Origin of the sequence: Ferrimonas senticii DSM 18821 (assembly GCF_000422665.1) — a bacterium.
Taxonomy (GTDB): Bacteria; Pseudomonadota; Gammaproteobacteria; order Enterobacterales; family Shewanellaceae; genus Ferrimonas; species Ferrimonas senticii.
Genome location: NZ_AUGM01000001.1, coordinates 667,256 through 683,010, shown reverse-complemented (window position 1 = coordinate 683,010; position 15,755 = coordinate 667,256). Strand labels below are relative to the sequence as shown.

19 protein-coding genes and 1 riboswitch are annotated in these 15,755 nt (G+C 53.2%); of the genes, 10 read left to right on the top strand and 9 right to left on the bottom strand.

Annotation, left to right across the window (positions count from 1 at the left end; genetic code table 11):
* Positions 1-19: 19 nt before the first annotated feature.
* Positions 20-1,543: a glycerol-3-phosphate dehydrogenase/oxidase gene (locus G506_RS0103155; protein ID WP_084631115.1), complete on the bottom strand. Its 1,524-nt coding sequence runs from the start codon at positions 1,541-1,543 to the stop codon at positions 20-22.
* A 281-nt stretch (positions 1,544-1,824) separates the two neighbouring features.
* On the opposite strand from G506_RS0103155, the gene G506_RS0103150 reads away from it, so the two are divergent.
* From G506_RS0103150 to G506_RS0103135, 3 genes are all read left to right on the top strand, one after another.
* Entirely contained in the window at positions 1,825-2,721 is an 897-nt protein-coding gene (locus G506_RS0103150) for a helix-turn-helix transcriptional regulator (RefSeq protein ID WP_156904765.1), read from the top strand.
* Positions 2,722-3,056: 335 nt separating this feature from the next.
* Positions 3,057-3,188 carry a hypothetical protein gene (locus G506_RS21210; RefSeq protein WP_276197500.1) on the top strand — a complete coding sequence of 44 codons (132 nt, stop codon included), beginning with the start codon at positions 3,057-3,059 and terminating at the stop codon, positions 3,186-3,188.
* Between the two features lie 287 nt (positions 3,189-3,475).
* Positions 3,476-4,315 carry a 23S rRNA (adenine(2030)-N(6))-methyltransferase RlmJ gene (locus G506_RS0103135; protein ID WP_028115609.1) on the top strand — a complete coding sequence of 280 codons (840 nt, stop codon included), beginning with the start codon at positions 3,476-3,478 and terminating at the stop codon, positions 4,313-4,315.
* Between the two features lie 321 nt (positions 4,316-4,636).
* Here G506_RS0103135 and G506_RS0103130 read toward each other — a convergent pair whose 3' ends face one another.
* The 3 genes from G506_RS0103130 to G506_RS0103120 form a co-directional block, all read right to left on the bottom strand.
* A complete protein-coding gene (locus G506_RS0103130; RefSeq protein WP_028115608.1) occupies positions 4,637-5,203 on the bottom strand; it encodes a xanthine phosphoribosyltransferase in 567 nt (188 codons plus the stop codon).
* A 10-nt stretch (positions 5,204-5,213) separates the two neighbouring features.
* A complete protein-coding gene (locus G506_RS0103125) occupies positions 5,214-6,557 on the bottom strand; it encodes an NCS2 family permease (protein WP_240473369.1) in 1,344 nt (447 codons plus the stop codon).
* A 78-nt stretch (positions 6,558-6,635) separates the two neighbouring features.
* Positions 6,636-6,735: riboswitch (purine riboswitch) on the bottom strand.
* 143 nt (positions 6,736-6,878) lie between these two features.
* A complete protein-coding gene (locus G506_RS0103120) occupies positions 6,879-7,235 on the bottom strand; it encodes a DUF2750 domain-containing protein (RefSeq protein ID WP_035386905.1) in 357 nt (118 codons plus the stop codon).
* A gap of 126 nt (positions 7,236-7,361) precedes the next feature.
* Between G506_RS0103120 and G506_RS0103115 the strand changes: the two genes are divergently transcribed.
* Both G506_RS0103115 and G506_RS0103110 read left to right on the top strand, forming a co-directional pair.
* On the top strand, positions 7,362-7,745 hold the full coding sequence (locus G506_RS0103115) for an MAPEG family protein (RefSeq protein ID WP_028115605.1): 384 nt from the start codon (positions 7,362-7,364) through the stop codon (positions 7,743-7,745).
* 138 nt (positions 7,746-7,883) lie between these two features.
* Entirely contained in the window at positions 7,884-8,672 is a 789-nt protein-coding gene (locus G506_RS0103110) for a hypothetical protein (protein WP_156904764.1), read from the top strand.
* Here the strand turns inward: G506_RS0103110 and G506_RS0103105 are convergent.
* Positions 8,666-9,058, bottom strand: a complete 393-nt coding sequence (locus G506_RS0103105) for a SpoIIAA family protein (protein ID WP_028115603.1) — start codon at positions 9,056-9,058, stop codon at positions 8,666-8,668. The two genes, G506_RS0103110 and G506_RS0103105, sit on opposite strands and share 7 nt — an antisense overlap.
* 203 nt (positions 9,059-9,261) lie before the next feature.
* Here G506_RS0103105 and G506_RS0103100 point away from each other — a divergent pair, with 203 nt between their 5' ends.
* Positions 9,262-9,909 (top strand): energy transducer TonB, encoded by a 648-nt coding sequence (locus tag G506_RS0103100; RefSeq protein ID WP_028115602.1) that lies wholly within the window; start codon positions 9,262-9,264, stop codon positions 9,907-9,909.
* Positions 9,910-9,983: 74 nt separating this feature from the next.
* On the opposite strand, the gene G506_RS0103095 is transcribed toward G506_RS0103100, so the two are convergent.
* On the bottom strand, positions 9,984-10,325 hold the full coding sequence (locus G506_RS0103095) for a YajD family HNH nuclease (RefSeq protein ID WP_028115601.1): 342 nt from the start codon (positions 10,323-10,325) through the stop codon (positions 9,984-9,986).
* A 104-nt stretch (positions 10,326-10,429) separates the two neighbouring features.
* Between G506_RS0103095 and G506_RS0103090 the strand changes: the two genes are divergently transcribed.
* The 4 genes from G506_RS0103090 to G506_RS0103070 all read left to right on the top strand — a co-directional run bounded on the left by G506_RS0103090 (position 10,430) and on the right by G506_RS0103070 (position 12,120).
* Positions 10,430-10,705: a hypothetical protein gene (locus tag G506_RS0103090; protein ID WP_169628063.1), complete on the top strand. Its 276-nt coding sequence runs from the start codon at positions 10,430-10,432 to the stop codon at positions 10,703-10,705.
* Positions 10,705-10,890, top strand: coding sequence for a pleiotropic regulatory protein RsmS (gene rsmS / locus G506_RS18600; protein ID WP_035386904.1), 186 nt, complete (start codon positions 10,705-10,707; stop codon positions 10,888-10,890). The genes G506_RS0103090 and rsmS overlap by 1 nt, the downstream gene beginning before the upstream one ends.
* 160 nt (positions 10,891-11,050) lie before the next feature.
* Positions 11,051-11,617: a TetR/AcrR family transcriptional regulator gene (locus tag G506_RS0103075; protein WP_028115599.1), complete on the top strand. Its 567-nt coding sequence runs from the start codon at positions 11,051-11,053 to the stop codon at positions 11,615-11,617.
* A complete protein-coding gene (locus G506_RS0103070; protein WP_028115598.1) occupies positions 11,614-12,120 on the top strand; it encodes a GNAT family N-acetyltransferase in 507 nt (168 codons plus the stop codon). The genes G506_RS0103075 and G506_RS0103070 overlap by 4 nt, the downstream gene beginning before the upstream one ends.
* A gap of 87 nt (positions 12,121-12,207) precedes the next feature.
* Here G506_RS0103070 and G506_RS0103065 read toward each other — a convergent pair whose 3' ends face one another.
* Genes G506_RS0103065 through G506_RS0103055 form a run of 3 tightly spaced genes read right to left on the bottom strand, consistent with a single transcriptional unit; the run spans position 12,208 to position 15,598 of the window.
* Positions 12,208-12,714 carry a hypothetical protein gene (locus tag G506_RS0103065; RefSeq protein WP_028115597.1) on the bottom strand — a complete coding sequence of 169 codons (507 nt, stop codon included), beginning with the start codon at positions 12,712-12,714 and terminating at the stop codon, positions 12,208-12,210.
* A 12-nt stretch (positions 12,715-12,726) separates the two neighbouring features.
* Positions 12,727-14,940 carry an aldehyde ferredoxin oxidoreductase gene (locus G506_RS0103060; protein ID WP_028115596.1) on the bottom strand — a complete coding sequence of 738 codons (2,214 nt, stop codon included), beginning with the start codon at positions 14,938-14,940 and terminating at the stop codon, positions 12,727-12,729.
* Positions 14,941-14,953: 13 nt separating this feature from the next.
* A complete protein-coding gene (locus G506_RS0103055) occupies positions 14,954-15,598 on the bottom strand; it encodes a 4Fe-4S dicluster domain-containing protein (RefSeq protein WP_028115595.1) in 645 nt (214 codons plus the stop codon).
* Positions 15,599-15,755 lie beyond the last annotated feature (157 nt).

Sequence of the window (15,755 nt, the reverse complement as noted above, 5' to 3'; positions counted from 1 at the left end):
TACCTTGCCAGTACGCAGTTCATAACTCAATTGGGTGGGCGGCGTATTGTTGAGTAAACTCCTGCCAGTAATCTTGCCATTGCTGCTGCCATTGCTGATCGTCCCACGGCAGCAGCGGTTGGCACAGACGCTGGATCTGCGCTTGATGTTGCTTCAGATCAGCGCCCAATAGCCAACCCAACCGAGTACGCCTAACCAGCAGATCACTAAGGTGTACGACAGCGCCATGTTGACACCAAAAGGTCAATTGCTGGGTACTGACTTGAGTATTAAACAGATATTGTGGATTGCTATCGATGGTAGCTTGCAGTGGCGTATCGGTCTGCGGCTTAAGCTTTGGCAGAAACTGACTGGCCCGCGTCAGTGTGTCGTTAGCCATCTGAGCAAAGGTGGTCAGTTTGCCGCCGGAGACCGAGATCAACCGCTGCTGTTGCCACACCAGATGCTCGCGGCTGGCTGCCGATGGCGCTTGTTCGGCATCATCGCAAATGATCGGCCGCAGCCCTGACCAACTGGCGATGATGGTTGTGGGTTTTGGTAAGCCCAAGTGGGGCAGGAGCGCCAACAGGTAGCGCTGCTCTGCGGCGCTGATCCGGCAGGGCTGAGTCTTGTCTTGTAGGTGTTCAAGATCCGTGGTGCCAAGCACGGTACAACCCAACCACGGATAGGCAAACACCACGCGATTGTCGTGCGGGTGGTGCAAGGTCAGCGCGCAGTTGATCGGTAGCGCTTGATGGGGCAAGAGCAGATGTGAGCCTCGCTGCGGCCGCAACCGCTGCTGTTGTGGCAGCGACGTCAGTTGGTCGCCCCAAACTCCGGTGGCATTGACCACCACCTTGGTGCTGATTTGGCCGCCATTAGCGAGGGTTAACTGGCAACGACTGGGTTGCTGTTCAATGGCGCTAACGGCGCAGTAGTGTTTAAGTAGCGCCCCATGACTGACGGCTTCTTGCAAGGTGCGCAGCACCAGCGCGGCATCGTCGCAAAGCGCGTCGAAATAGCGGTTGGCCCCCAATGACTGGGGCAGGGCTAAGGGCAATAGGCGCTGCAGTTGGCGACGATCAAATTGTTGCGGTCGATGCTGTTCGCTCGCTTTGGCGAGCCAGTGGTAAAGCCATAAACCAACGACGAGCTGCAGTTGTTGCCAGCGGTTGCGGTAGGGGTACAGGTAGGGCATGTCACAGATCAGATCTGGCCAGCGCTGGCGTAACGCTTCTCGGGCTTGTGCCGCCTGTTGGGTTAATTGCCATTGCCCTTGGGCTAAATAACGCAAGCCACCATGGATCATCTTCGAGGACAAGTTAGAGGTGCCACCGGCAAAGTCGCGCTGCTCCAGCAGCAGTGTGCGCCAGCGCCGTCGTGCCGCTTCGCGTGCGATCCCTGCGCCAGTGATGCCACCGCCGATAACGACTAAATCGAACGACGGCTGCGTGGTGATTGCCACATCCGCTTGTTCCACCGCCACCGTTAAACTGGGCAACTGGCTTAAATCTAAAGGTTGTTGAGTCGGTTGACGATGCAGAGTGTGATCCCTCGTGGGCATTTGTGTTCTAGGCTAACAGTAGTCATTTCCTTTTTGTCTTGGTTGAATTAACGACAAAAAAAGGCACATCGCAAGGATGTGCCGAAAGGGTTGTCATAGGAGGAATGCTTCCACACCCTGAGGGAATGCCACCGCTTATTAATCGTTGCCTGTAACCGCTTAACAAGCTGCAGCGATTGGGTAAGGAAGACACTGATAAAGCTAGCGACTGGCTTGGCGGCTGTTGTCCTCAACTTTGAGGAGTGCAGGCAAAGTGGCTGAAATTGCAAAAGGAATTGCATATGGGTGCGCACTTAAATCCGGAACTTCACAATCCTGAACATTGGCAACAGTTGCTGGGCAAGCTCTGCCATGAGTTTGCCGCCGACAGCGCCACCTTGTTTGTTGCCGATCCCCTTGGTCAACCGCAGCGGTTGATCGCCAGTCACCAACCGGTGGTGGCGCAGGTGGCCGTGCAACAGCTAACATTGACCGGGCCGTCATCGCAAGCGGACGACCGCGTGCAACTGTGGCTGCAACGTAATGACAGCCAATTTAGCGGTGCCGAGTCGGACAAAATTGCCCAGCGGCTGCAACAGTGGCAGCGCCAATGGCAGCAACAGCAGTTATTGCAGCATATCGAGGATCAGGTGTATCACATGATGTGGACGGTACGCTGGCGGCAACCGCTGATGGTGGTCGATTGCGATGGCAAGATCCAACATGGCAATGGTGCCTTTGAACGACTGTTAAAACGCGATTGGTTGACGGTGCAACAACAGCAGTTGCGGCTGGCGGAGCGCTCGCAACAACGGCAGTTGCTGGAGTGCATGGAGCAGTTGCGGCAAAGTAACGATGGTCAAGCGCGGCAACTGCTGCTGGGCAATAAGCGGGACAGTTGGCGGTTGGATCTGCACGGCATGATTGATGGTGCCAATCAAATCCTGCTGCAATTTACCGAGGTGACAGTGACCGAAACCGGCGGCGCGTTGCTGTCGGTGATCCGGTTATTCAACCTATCGCCGCAAGAGGGGCGAGTGGCGATGAAGATTGCCAGTGGCGTGCCGGCTAAGGTGATTGCCGCGGATTTTCATGTGGAAGAGAGCACCATCCGCACTCATATTCGGCATATTCTGCGTAAAACCCAATGCCGTAATCAGATGGAGCTGGTAGGGCGCCTAAACCGCATCTTGATGTGATCACCACATCGTTGTTTGGGTACTCGTTAGGACTCACCAGATCAGTGATTATTGGTATTGATTTGGTGTGAGCCAGTGCTCAAAAAACAATCCCCAGTAATTCAAGCAGTTGCCAGAAAAGCGGGAAAAATAGCCTGATCTGACTGGCAAACGACTGCTTTTTGTAATCTCAGACTGATACACTCGCCTGCGATTGGCTGCACAAGCTAGCCAATCTATCAGGGCAGCCTCAATGTGCCTTGACGTTGCAAGTGAATTATTTCACGCCCTAAAAATAACCACTGGCAGGCGCCAACAACGACAGATTGATGTCACGGCGCTCTGGGGAAGGCCTCATGTTCGAATATCTACTTTTGGCGCTGTTGGCCATTCCGCTAACCATGCTGCTGCGACCGGTGTTGTCGCTGGCGATGGCGTTTGTATTGGATTTTATCGAACGCAAACGCGGTGAGCAGATCGACGATTAGGGTACCACTTTGAACCATCGGGCCGGGATAGCCGTAATCGTGATCTTCGACGGCCAATTAGACTAAAGTCTAATTAGCTGCCCTCTATGACGTAACACGGGATATCCCATGACTTTGCTGTTGTCGCTGGCCTGTTCGGCCGTCATTGTGCCCTTCGTGTCACCACTGGTTGATCGGCTGATCAATGCGTTAGCCGATCGCATCAGTTCAAACATCGGAAAATAGCCTTGGCGATCGCTGCGCCTCTGCTATATTACGCGGTCATTTAGATTCACGAGTTGCCGCAGATGCTCAGCTACCGTCACAGCTACCACGCTGGAAACCACGCCGATGTGCTCAAGCACACCGTTCAAGCCCTGATTATCGAGGCATTAAAAGCCAAAGATAAGCCGTTTGTTTACCACGACAGCCACTCCGGTGCTGGCCGTTACGATCTGCAGTCCGATCACGCCGAAAAAACCGGCGAGTTTGTTGATGGTATCGGTCGTCTATGGGGTGAAGATTGCCCGCAGGCGCTGCATCCTTATCTGAAAGCGGTCAAAGCGCTAAACCCAAATGGTAATCTGCGCTACTACCCAGGTAGCCCGAAGTTGGCGGCACTGTTGCTGCGCGAACAAGATCGGATGGTGATGACCGAACTGCATCCAACCGATTTCCCGCTGCTGAAGCAAGAATTTGCTCGCGATCGTCGCGCCAAAATCTACAAAGAAGATGGCTACGCGCAGATTAAAGCGGCGATGCCACCGCAAGAGCGTCGTGGCGTAGTGCTGATCGATCCGCCGTACGAACTGAAAACCGAATACGCCGATATGGTTAAAGGGGTAGAGCAGGGCCACAAGCGCTGGGCGACCGGTACTTACGCGATTTGGTACCCAGTGGTGCTGCGTGACAACATCGACTTTGTTGAACGTCGCTTAAAAGCCAGTGGCATTCGTAACATCTTGAAGATCGAGATGAACGTGATGGCCGATACCTATGAGCGCGGCATGACCGGCTCTGGCATGATTGTGATTAACCCGCCGTGGAAGCTAGAGCAGCAGATGAACGAGCTGCTGCCATGGCTGACCGAAAAGATGGCGCAAACTGACCAAGCCAACTTTGTAGTCGAATGGATTGTGCCGGAGTAAGCGGCATAGACTCCATGAAGCAAAAAGAGCGCCCTAGGGCGCTCTTTTTTGATCTGGCGATCGATTGACTAGGGCGTGTTGACGTTTGGTGTTCAGAATTTGGTCGAGGATAGCAGCTGTCAATCGAGGATTGCGATTGAAGGCATAGTGGCTCTACGTCGAAATCGTATGACGAAGAGTGACACCCGCTAGTCCGACCCTGAAAGGTGCCTAATAATGAGTGCCGAACAGTCTAGTTAACTTACCAAGTTCAATTTACTGTCAGTAACAGCCACTAACGGGCACAAAAATATACAGTAAACGTCAACACGCCCTAATTGCTTATAGGAACTCGACGCCGTTTTCCAGCGACTTTAAGCGCGCCAGCGACAGTTGTTGCAGACCCAGTTCATCGGCGATCTGACGGCCACCTTGGAACGACTTTTCAATCACGATACCCAGACCAACGAACTCGGCCTCAGCTTGCTGACATACCGATTGAATGCCCAGCAAAGCTTGGCCGTGCGCCAGGAAATCATCCACAAACAGCAACCGATCGCCGGCGTTAACGTGGGCTTTGTCGCAGCTTAGGGTGTATTCGGTGTTTTTAGTGAAGCTTTTCACTGGCGCGGTATAGAGCGCGCTGTTATCTAAGATGCTGGCGGCTTTTTTGCAAACCACCAGTGGCTTACCCAGTGCCAGCGCGGTTAGTACGCCGATGGCGATGCCGCCGGCTTCAATGGTGATCACCTTGTCGATGTTGGCATCGGCAAAGTGGGCCACGATCTCCTTGGCGCACCAGTTCAGCAACTGCGCGTCGATCTGCTTAGTAAGAAACGCGCTGGCGTCTAAAGCTTCGGCGCTCTTAACGACGCCGTCAGCCAAAATCCGTTGTTGTAATAAGTTCATAGGGTAGTCCTTACAGCATCACCAGGTAGGCGATAAACACCACGGACAAGCCGTAGATAACAGGGTGTACTTCACGGCCTTTGCCGCCTACCACCATCGCAAAGGCGTAGGTGATAAAGCCCATTGCCATGCCGTTGGCTGGCGAGAAGCTCAATACGGTAAACATGATGGTGAAGAAGGTGGCGATGCGGCTGGCGATGTTGTCCCAGTTGATCTGGCCCAGACGGCCAATCATGTAGATCCCGACCACAATCATCGCTGGTGCGACAATGGATACCGAGAACATTGAGAAGATCGGGAACATACACAGTGACAGCAGGAACAGACCCGCCACGGTCACTGCGGCCAGACCGGTTTTCGCGCCCTGAGCCGAAGCGATGCCAGATTCAGAGAAACTGGTGATCGAGGTGGTACCTAGTACCGCACCGGCCATGGTGCCACCGGCGTCGGCAACCAGCGCTGAACGCGCGTTTGGTACCTTGCCATCTTTGCTGATGATGCCGGCGTCGCGGCCGACACCAACGATGGTGGACATGCCATCAAAGAAATCGACGATAAAGAAGATCAGCACGATAAACATCAGATCGAACAGCTTATCGGCGGTCAAAAATTCGAAGTTAAAGATCGCGCCAAAGGTTGGGGCGATGCTTGGTGGCAGCGAGAACCATTGCTCTGGCAGTGGTGCGAAGTTGGTGCCGAGCAACGCATCAGAGGCCAAGCTCAGACCCATTGAGGTCATAAAGGCGATAAAGGTGGCCAGTTTGATGTTGCGCACCATGCAGCCTAGCGCCACAAACAGACTGATAAAGGCGATGGCCACTTGTGGCTTGGTGATGTCACCCAGACCTACCAACACAAATGGGTTAGAGACTACGATACCGGCGTTTTTTAGACCCAAGAAGGTAATGAACAAGCCCAGTGACACGGTCACTGCCAGTTTCAGATCTTCTGGGATCGCTTCAATCATGTACTTACGAGCGGACGTCATCGAGAACAGCAGGTAAACCACGCCAGAGAGGAAGATCCCGAACAGCGCTTCGTGCCACAAAATGGCTACCGAGCCCGACAGCAGCATCCCTTTAAAGAAGCCGTTCATGCTCATGCCAGGAGCCAGCATTACTGGGTAGTTACCAAAGAAGCCCATGATCAGCGTCGCAAACGCCGACGCTAGAGCGGTGGCGGTAAATACCGCGCCTTTATCAAAACCTTCGATACCGCCCAGTACAGCAGGGTTAACCGCTAAGATGTAGCACATCGCCAAAAAGGTAACGAAGCCGGCGTACATTTCGGTCGCCACGGTGGTTTTGCGCTCAGAGAGCTTAAAGATCGAATCGAGAAGAGTAGAGGTAGCCAAGGTAATGCCTGTCGGTTATTGATGTTTTCAAGGCAATTTATGGGCGGATATCGCAGAGGCTGGCAACGGCCATCAGCCATTGTCAGAGAGGTCAGCCGTAGTCGCAAGATTGGGTCTTGCGGTAGAAACTTCTGGACCAAATTTCCAGAGATATACAGCGCCATTAAATTGTTGGCGGCAGTGTACGTGGCAACGGGTCGAAAGCAATCGATAGATGCGCAATATGCGCCTAAGTGGTGTTGTTTTAACCGTGTTTTATCAGGATGTTAAAAACAACAACGCCCCGCTATGCGGGGCGTTGATTAGGTCATTCAAGGGCGGTTATGCCAGCTCTTCAGCGAACTCTTCTGGGGCAACCACGATGCCTTCGCCTTCGATGTCTGGGCCAACGATCAGCTCGAAGCCGTCGTTGGTCATGCCCGGTACCCATTTTTCAATAAAGGCATCCAGTTCAATCTTCAGCGGGGTAGTGTTGGCGAACTCATCAGTTGCCCACGCTTTGGCGATCGCTTCGTCGTGCCAAACCACCAGACATTGCTCGGTGTCGTTACTCAAGATCACGCAGCCGTTGTCATCGGCCAGAGTCCACAGGGCATTGTTGGCTTTAGCGCCTTCAACGGTGGCATCGTAGCGGGCTTGGCTGCCTTGGCTTAGGAAAGATTGTGGGTTGATGCTCATGTTCAGCACTCCAGATAAGTTGATTGGCTCGATTATATCAGTGGTTGGCCATTTGGCAGAATGGATTTATCTTGGCTTAGTGTGCGAGGTTGCAACTTAACCACATAACAATAAAGAGGAAAAACCATGTTTTGGACGACAATTGCGGTTTCTTTAACGGCGCTGTTGGCGCTGATATTAGCGTTTATGGTGGTGCAAGTTCGCCGCGCTGAAGCGGTGGGGATCGGCCATCGGGATAATCGCCGGTTGGAACTGCGGATCCGCGCGCACGCGAACTTAATTGAATACGCGGTGTTTGCACTGCCGTTAATTGCGCTGCTTGAATACCATCAAGCGCCGTCATGGCTGCTGGCAACGGTGACGATTGGCTGGGTCGTAGGACGGATGCTGCATCCGTGGGGGCTGATTGCCGGCGCAGGTCGAATCCATATCGGTCGCGTGCTGGGTACCTTAGCCAGTTGGCTGACGATGGCCATTGGTGCTATCGCCAATTTGGTACTAATCGGATGATACTGTTAGCTAAATCAACGCAGTTATCAGTGAGCGCCGCTATCATTTAGCGGCGTTTTTTACCGGTATTAGATGATGAAGTTCACTCGGCTATTAAGCCTGTTGCCATTGCTGTGGTTGGTTGTAGTTGGACCCTGCATGGCGACCGTGCAGCCGCCACCGATCAAAGCAGATAAATTCCTTGCCAACCAAAGTGTTCAGCAGCAAGCGCCGGCGGCTTTTGTGCTGCAACCACAAGCACAGGCGTTTGTGCGCAGCGCGGGGTTAGTTACCCAGCAACAGGTGTATGAGTTAGTCGCAGCGATTAAACAGGATGATCTGTTAACCGCACGGATTGCACAGTGGTCGGATCTGGAGCAAAGCCAGCGGGTCGAAGTGTTAGGGCAGCTTATCTCGTTGCAAAGCCGCTTGTGGCATTACCCTGAACCGCTGTTGCTGCCGGTGGTTAGCTCGCCGCAACAACTCTCTGGTTTTATTCCCAGAACGCCGCTTAATGGTCGAAGTGAGGTTTATCTAAATCTGCTGGAGCTAGAAAAGCAGCCGCCACTGGTGCAGTTGGTCCTGCTGCTGCATGAAAGCCGCCATGCTTATCAACTGGCGCAAACCGAGCAAGCACCGCACTCTGATCTCGCTAAAGGCTTTGCCGCCGGATTTGCAGCCGAACAAAACATCAACCCAGTCAGTTTCGGTGATATCGCCGCGCTCACCCATGAATATGAGGCTCATCAGTTTGCTAATTGGGTGATTGGACTGTTATTTGATTGGCAATGGTACCTGCCAAGTCTTGGCAGCCATCTTAGCCAATTTAACGCTGACGGCAGTTTGCGCGCTGATCTACTGATGTGGCTTGACCAGCCTAGCGCAACGCCGCTAATTGACCGTTTTAATCAACAACTGCGCAAACAGCGACAGCAATTGGGTTATTGAGCGTTGTTTGATTCCGGTGGCGGGTGATGGGCAAGCCACTGTTTGGCATTGCCAAGTTGGCTATCAGCAAAATGACGGATCAAGACGTAGCGTTGTAACAGGCTGAGTTTCGCCAGCAGATCACCGCAGACGTTATTGCTGACGATGGCGTGCTGACAGCACAGCTGATTAAGTTGGTTCAACCATTGCCACAACAATTGGCCATCCTGCCACTTAGGGCAATAGGGAAATGCCTGCCAGTGCCAAATAAAGCCCTGCAAGTGCTGGCGATGGCTTAGAAAAGCCCGCAGTTCAAATTGCGCTTGTTTAATCTGCTTGAGATCCAGTTGGCCACCACAATGAAAGGTGATGATCCCGGCGCAATGATCAATCTCGACAGTCAGCATCCGTTGCGTCCAATCTACACTGTGCCATTGGATAATATGCCTTGTGTTGATGGCGGTAAAGCGTACAAAAACGCGTCAGTTTTAGCTGCCGCAGGATTGTACTCGGATGTGATTTGCGAGTTACGCCACAGTTTCAAGATCGCTTAGGGAATAAACTTAATGATAACCATTGTCGTTAATCTGTATTCCTTAGAGGCGTGCCCATGATTCGAACCCTGATAGCCTTGGCGCTGGCAGCGGTCATTACCTTTTTCTTGCTCGGTTTTATGGCGTTTTTGGTTAGCGGCAACAGTCAGCGTCATGATAACGATTTTATTGCTCCAGCCATCGAAGTCGTGATGGTGGTTGAGGATGAAGCGGTACAAGTGCGCGACCGACAAAAGCCAGAACCGCCGAAGCCACAACCAGAGATGCCGAAGATGGCGGTGATGGAGCCGGAAAGCACCGATATCGCCAGTGCGATGGCGGCCAACATGCCGGCACCGGACTTGGGCAACTTTAATGCCGATTTCAGCGGCGGTTTTAACGCTGGCTTAGGCGATCCTAGCAGTGTGTTAGCTGGCGTTGGTGACGGCGAAGCGGCCCCGATCGTGCGGATTGAACCACGCTATCCAGCGGCGGCTGCCCGCCAAGGGGTAGAAGGTTACGTGATCTTAAACTTCACTATTAACGAGCAAGGTGCGGTTGAAGATGCGGTGGTGGTTGAAGGCAATCCAGTCCGAGTCTTCGATCGTGAAGCCCGCCGAGCGCTGGCAAAATGGAAGTACAAGCCAAAGCTGGTTGACGGCGTGCCGGTAAAACAATTTGATCAGCAAGTGCGCTTGAGTTTCGAGATCAACCGTAATTCGTAGCCAGCAGCGTCATTTAAAACAAAAAAACCTAGCTACTCAGCTAGGTTTTTTGTTTTTGGCCAACAGCAAGGCGTTTATTTTTTGGCGTCCATCATCGCTTTGAGGTTTGCGAAAGGGTTGCTGGTGGCGACCTCTCGCTTCAGATCCTCACCGGCTTCGACGGTGCTGCCATAGGCGGCCGCTTGAGTGTATTTTTCGTGCTCGTTATCGTGACAGAACAGGCATAACAACTCCCAGTTGGAACCGTCCGACGGGTTATTGCTGTGGTCGTGATCAATGTGGTGTACGGTCAGTTCGCGCAGGTTGGAGTATTGAAACTCGCGGGCGCAGCGGCCACAAACCCATGGGAACAATTTCAGCGCTTTGTCGCGGTAGCCTTGCTCTTGGGCAGCGTAGTTGCTTGGAATATATGCCATGGGAAACTCCTTAAAAAACGCCGCTACTATAGCATTGGCTGCGGTGCCTTTGGCATCATGGCAGGGCGGCATTGGCCACAAAATGATGAAAAAGGATGGATGCAATGGAATGGAGTGTGGTCGTGGCATTGCTGGTGGTAGCGACGTCGCTGTCGCTGCTGTTTATTGGGGTGCTGTGGAGTGCGTTGATCGCCTTTGGTCACCGGCACTACCTGTTTGGGGTTGGCAGCCTAATCTGTTTTCCAATTGCGCTGTGGTATTGCATTAAATACCGGGCGCACAGCGGTGAAGCACTGCGATTTTTACTGCCCGGCGTGGTGCTTTGTAGCCTCTGCGCCGTTGCTGGGTATCTGGTTTTTCAAAACGTGAGTTTCAGTTAATGGGTGACAAGCCTGAATCGGCGGCGGTGCCGCATGCACTGGCGTCGGCACCGCAACACGTGCAATTGGCGGTGGATTTAATCTACTTGCTGGAAAGTAATGACGTGGATCCGCAGGTTGCCCTGCAAGCGCTGGAGATAGTCCAAAAGGACCTGCAACGTCGTTGTGATCCCGACAATCTGTAATTAAACCGATCCAACAAAAACGCCCTGACTCCAATGAGTTAGGGCGTTTTTGTTGGAGGATAGCACTCAAATTGCTTGTGCTTTCATTGGCGATTCAACTAAACTTTAAAAACCGACCGGTTGGTTTGTTTTTTTTTTACTTGGTTTTGGAGCCGCAACTATGGCCAAAAAGCAGCTGATTATTGACGCCGCGATTGAACTGTTTGCCCAGCAGGGCTACGACAACACCTCAATTAACGCCATTTGTGCCCACGCCAAGGTGTCAAAAGGGGCGGTGTTTCACCACTTTGCCAACAAGGAAGAGTTGTTGGTTGAAGTGTTTGCGCGGATGGCACTGATCATCAGTGAGATTAACGCCGAGCTTGCCCCAACTAACGAGGGCGCGACGCCGCTTGCGCAGTTAGAGAATCTGTTGGAGCAGATCTTTGTTGGAATGGCGTTACCGCAGCAGCGGCAGTATTACCTATTCGACTATCAGGTGCGCTGTCACCCGAACTTAAAGCATCTGTTGCAGCCGCAACTGGCCGAGCGCGACGCCTTGATGTTGGCCTCGTTTGAGTCACTGCTAAGCGAGCTTGGTAGCCAGCAGCCGCGAGTCGATAGCTTGCTGTTGATTGCCGAAATTGACGGCATCGCTTTGAACTACCTACTTGCTGCCGACGATTACCCGCTAACCGCGATGAAGCAGCAGTTTATAAACAAATATTTGAGTAGCTATCAGCAATGAAAACCCCATATCAAATTCAGTACGAAGCTTTTGCCGCCGCTGGCGGTTTGTATGACGAGCGCCACGCCAAATTGTATGCCCAGTTTGCTGACGATCTGATCGCCGATGGCAGTTTTTCCATCGTCTATGAGGGGGCGGCTCACGCCTGCTACACCCCAATCACCATTGATGCCGCACCGCATCTGAAATGCTATGTATTAGCGCCACTGGCGGTGTTGCCGGAATTTCAGGGCAAGGGCTACGCCACCCGCTTGATGGAAGAGGCGGAACGTCAGTTGGATGCGGATGTGATCTTTGTGATGGGCGAACCGTTCCACTACGGCCGCCGTTACAACACCCCGCACCAAGTGCGACCACCGGTACGCACCTTGGCGCCGCTAGAATGCTGGTTTGCCCGCGAACTAACCCCAGGCGAGCTAGATGGTATCGGTGAGTCCAGCTCCAGCATTGCCGGCCCGTACGCCGAGCCGCTGATGTGGGGCCACCCAAACGAGCAGGTGTAAGGTAAGGTGTAAACCACCTTTAGCGATCCGAAAAAAACGGCGATCTCATTAGAGATCGCCGTTTAGCTTAGGAGTTAATTTTGCTGGTTAAATCGAGTATTCAAACGGATCGTAATCTGCCAGTACCTGGGCGTAACTCGGCCTGATGTGCGCTGTGCTAAACAGGTACTGTTCGCCATCGTTGCCGGTGACCCGTTCGATGTCATCCAGTTGACACAATAGCTGGCAGTGGTCGGCCAATGCCTCGGGATCGAACCGATAGGGTGCAACGCTAAAGCTGCTGCTGGGCAGTAACTCGCCCAACTGGCTAAAGCGGCGCACCTCTGCGGCCATCCCTTGCAGTGGATCCCTACAATCCACGGCAATGCACTGCTTGGCGTAACTGTCGGCCAGGGTCTGGGTCGAGTACAGATAGTGACGTTCCGCGACGCTGTGCAACACCAGATCCTGGTACTGGGGATCAGTGACCAGTTGTTGATACTGGCTTGGAACGTCATTGGCTAACTCGACCCCAGCGAGGGCCGCCGCCTGTTCGGCGGTGACCACTCGGCCGTGGCTGCTCATCAAACGGACAAAGTCGACGATGGCGTGCATGGTTACTCTCTATTAGCGTGGCAGCAGCTTGTGTTTGGCCAGTTCATCGGCAACAAAGCCGAGCTTGAACTTCTCCAAGGTAGCGCGGGTTGGGGCACCGGTGGCCTTATCCCAGCCCATCTCGGCGTAGAACATATCTAGCGCCAACTGCATATCCGCGCGATCCATCTTGATGGTGCCTTCATCGCCGAACGACTTGGTTGGATCCATGTCGTAGACCCACTCGGTCAACACATCGTGATGGTTGCGCTGATCCATCTGCTTCATCTGCAAGATGGTCAGAGCGCGGTGCAGATGCAGCACTGATTCGGCCATATCATCCAATTGCTGTTCGCTGGTTTGCAGACCGGTTACCAGAGTAAACATCTGCGCTTCGATGGAACTGTCGCCCAAGTAGCCGCGATTTTTATCTGGCGATACCAACAGAGGGAATACCCAGTTACACACGGTTAGTGAATCGTGCAGCACGTTTTTCACCAAACACCATTTAGCGAACTTGGCTTTGGCCTGGTTCATCGGCGTGTAATGTTTAACCTTATCGAACGCGCCTTTACCCCAGTAGCTCTCGGCGACCTCAACAATTTTGGCGTGCGGCAGACCGCAACCGATCAAGTTGATGTGGCTGTGGCACTGGGCATCACGGTTAAACACGGTTTGCAGCAGCGAACCCACTTGTGCCGCAGATTCATTGGCATGGTGCAGGGCACCAACCATTGAGCGGTTGAAGATGTTGATCGCCGGATCGGTAAACACGCTGTAAGGCTTGTTTTTCAAGGCACCGTCTTTATCCAGTGCAAACACCAGCGGCATTACTGCTGCGCTGCGACCATCCAGTACCGCTTGGATATCCAGCAGTTGGCCATCGTCGTTGATGAACTTGTACAGTCCTTCACCTAAGAAGCGGCCCAAGTAGTTTGAACCTTGGTAGTTTTTGCCTAACGCAACGCGGTAGTAAAAGTCTTTTAAGAAGCTGGCGTCCAGCGCCTTATACTGCGCCCAGTTGATTGCCGCGTACTCTTCTGCTGGAAGCAGTTGCTGCCAGAAATCCCGTTTTACGAATTCGCGCATCAGGTGTGAAAGCTGACCGTAGGCGCTCCAAACCCCCAAGTCGTCCATGTAGTAGGCGCCAACGGTTTGAATATCGGTACGCTCAACCGAGTTCCCCGGCTTACCCATCACATACCAAGGATCAAGTAAACCCAGACAGACGTTGGTGATGTGCTCGGTCGGTAGCTTGTATTTCTCTTTCATCCGTGGGTTTTTCAACTCACAGAAGCAGCGAACCGGACAAGCATGACAACCACCGGAGCGTTTCATGATCTTGTTGGCTTCTTCGCGGCCAAAGTACATCTCGGCCATCGAGGTGCGTAAGCCCACTTTTTGTTTGTCGTGCCACGGGGTTTCGCCAATCTCAATAGGATTGTCCTTGGTACCCCAAGTCACCCCCGGACCGCCTCGCCAGCGGCTGCCTTTGTGGTGGTGTTCAGCCCATGATTGTGGCTGGTTTGGCACCACCCCTTGGTTGTTGGCGCCGATGATCCCAAGCACGTGATCATCCAGTTCACGCATCGCTTCGTTGCTGGCGGCGATAGTGACGCTGCCGGTACCCAACACTGCGATCGCTTTCAGTTTTTTAGCGCCGAATACCGCACCGTGGCCGCCGGCACTGTGACCGCCTTGGGTTTGGATAGTCGATTGTGACACCAAGTTTTCCCCAGCTGGGCCAATGGCGGCGATCTGCGCGCCGGCGCCAACTTTTTGGTTTAGGTGTTTGAAGGTATCAAACATCCCCATGCCCCAAACGTCGTTGCCGTTTTCAAAGGTCACTTGGTCATCAACGATCTTGATCCATACCGGCGCGGCGGACTTGCCTCGTACCACGATGGCGTCGTAACCGGCGTACTTCATCGACGGCGAGAAGTGACCGCCAAAGTGACCGTCGGTGATCAGATCGCCACGCACGACAGGGTTGAGTGAGGTGATGGTGGTGCGTCCGGTACAGATCGCGCCTGAACCGGTTAATGGACCGGCCGAGATCACCAGCGGGGTATCGGCATCGGTGGCTTTGGCGCCGTCGCGGTGGGCGTCCCACAGGACTTTGTAACCAATGCCCATGCCGCCGATAAATTGATGGTAAGCGTCAGTGGATTCAGTCCAACTGGTGTAGTTAGACAAGTTAATGTGCAGGATTTTACCGGCCCAGCCGCCAGCGTTTGAAGTGTTCATGTGTGGCTCCTAGTTAGACCGACTGCATAAAGGTTTCGTAGTTGGCCAGGGCCGCGTCTGCCTGATCCCAGGTGTAGAAGCGGATGGCGCCGGTAGGGCACATCTGCACACAGTTCGGTTTGCCGCTGCACAGATCGCACTTAAGAGCACGATGGGTCGCTTGGTTAACCACCAACACATCCTGCGGACAGACGCTGACGCATTTGCCGCAACCGATGCATTTGTCGTGATCGATCAACTTAGCGCCGGTGTTGGCATCGACACTGATTGCGTCTTGATCACAAGCCTTTAAGCAGTTATCGCACTGACGACAAGTGGCCGGAACGATCACCCGATCCCCCAATTGGCCACGCTGATTGTGGTAATCGGCGGTCACGCCAGTAGGGCCATAAAGCATGGTTTTTTCGATTTTGATGCGGGCGGTGGTGGGGCTGACATCGCCGTCATCGTGGCTCCAACTGCAGCCGATTTCGCAGCGGCGGCAACCAACACAAAGGTTGGGATCGGCCACCAGCAGACCGTGTTGTTGGACGTTGATTTTTTCGCTGGCGTTGGCTTGGCTGGGAACGCCAGTCAACAATGAGATCAGCGAGCCTGAATAGACACTGCCGATCGAAACCGCAGCGCCGTTTTTAAGAAATTTACGTCGAGTTACCATAGGGTCCTATCCCGTATTTACAGTGAAAACTCGAGGTAAATTACAAATCTGAATTGGCCGCTAAACTGCGTAAATGCTCACAATGGCGTTGATTTTAGCCTTTTTTAGAGTATGAAAATTTCTGAAAATAAATCTGTTCGCAGGTTGTGGTGGAGTT

What these genes read in the sequence shown, in the direction of transcription:
- G506_RS0103155 (WP_084631115.1), bottom strand. Translation starts at nt 1,543, where the DNA reads ATGCCCACGAGGGATCACACTCTGCATCGTCAACCGACTCAACAACCT.
- G506_RS0103150 (WP_156904765.1), top strand. Translation starts at nt 1,825, where the DNA reads ATGGGTGCGCACTTAAATCCGGAACTTCACAATCCTGAACATTGGCAA.
- G506_RS21210 (WP_276197500.1), top strand. Translation starts at nt 3,057, where the DNA reads ATGTTCGAATATCTACTTTTGGCGCTGTTGGCCATTCCGCTAACCATG.
- G506_RS0103135 (WP_028115609.1), top strand. Translation starts at nt 3,476, where the DNA reads ATGCTCAGCTACCGTCACAGCTACCACGCTGGAAACCACGCCGATGTG.
- G506_RS0103130 (WP_028115608.1), bottom strand. Translation starts at nt 5,203, where the DNA reads ATGAACTTATTACAACAACGGATTTTGGCTGACGGCGTCGTTAAGAGC.
- G506_RS0103120 (WP_035386905.1), bottom strand. Translation starts at nt 7,235, where the DNA reads ATGAGCATCAACCCACAATCTTTCCTAAGCCAAGGCAGCCAAGCCCGC.
- G506_RS0103115 (WP_028115605.1), top strand. Translation starts at nt 7,362, where the DNA reads ATGTTTTGGACGACAATTGCGGTTTCTTTAACGGCGCTGTTGGCGCTG.
- G506_RS0103110 (WP_156904764.1), top strand. Translation starts at nt 7,884, where the DNA reads ATGGCGACCGTGCAGCCGCCACCGATCAAAGCAGATAAATTCCTTGCC.
- G506_RS0103105 (WP_028115603.1), bottom strand. Translation starts at nt 9,058, where the DNA reads ATGCTGACTGTCGAGATTGATCATTGCGCCGGGATCATCACCTTTCAT.
- G506_RS0103100 (WP_028115602.1), top strand. Translation starts at nt 9,262, where the DNA reads ATGATTCGAACCCTGATAGCCTTGGCGCTGGCAGCGGTCATTACCTTT.
- G506_RS0103095 (WP_028115601.1), bottom strand. Translation starts at nt 10,325, where the DNA reads ATGGCATATATTCCAAGCAACTACGCTGCCCAAGAGCAAGGCTACCGC.
- G506_RS0103090 (WP_169628063.1), top strand. Translation starts at nt 10,430, where the DNA reads ATGGAATGGAGTGTGGTCGTGGCATTGCTGGTGGTAGCGACGTCGCTG.
- rsmS (WP_035386904.1), top strand. Translation starts at nt 10,705, where the DNA reads ATGGGTGACAAGCCTGAATCGGCGGCGGTGCCGCATGCACTGGCGTCG.
- G506_RS0103075 (WP_028115599.1), top strand. Translation starts at nt 11,051, where the DNA reads ATGGCCAAAAAGCAGCTGATTATTGACGCCGCGATTGAACTGTTTGCC.
- G506_RS0103070 (WP_028115598.1), top strand. Translation starts at nt 11,614, where the DNA reads ATGAAAACCCCATATCAAATTCAGTACGAAGCTTTTGCCGCCGCTGGC.
- G506_RS0103065 (WP_028115597.1), bottom strand. Translation starts at nt 12,714, where the DNA reads ATGCACGCCATCGTCGACTTTGTCCGTTTGATGAGCAGCCACGGCCGA.
- G506_RS0103060 (WP_028115596.1), bottom strand. Translation starts at nt 14,940, where the DNA reads ATGAACACTTCAAACGCTGGCGGCTGGGCCGGTAAAATCCTGCACATT.
- G506_RS0103055 (WP_028115595.1), bottom strand. Translation starts at nt 15,598, where the DNA reads ATGGTAACTCGACGTAAATTTCTTAAAAACGGCGCTGCGGTTTCGATC.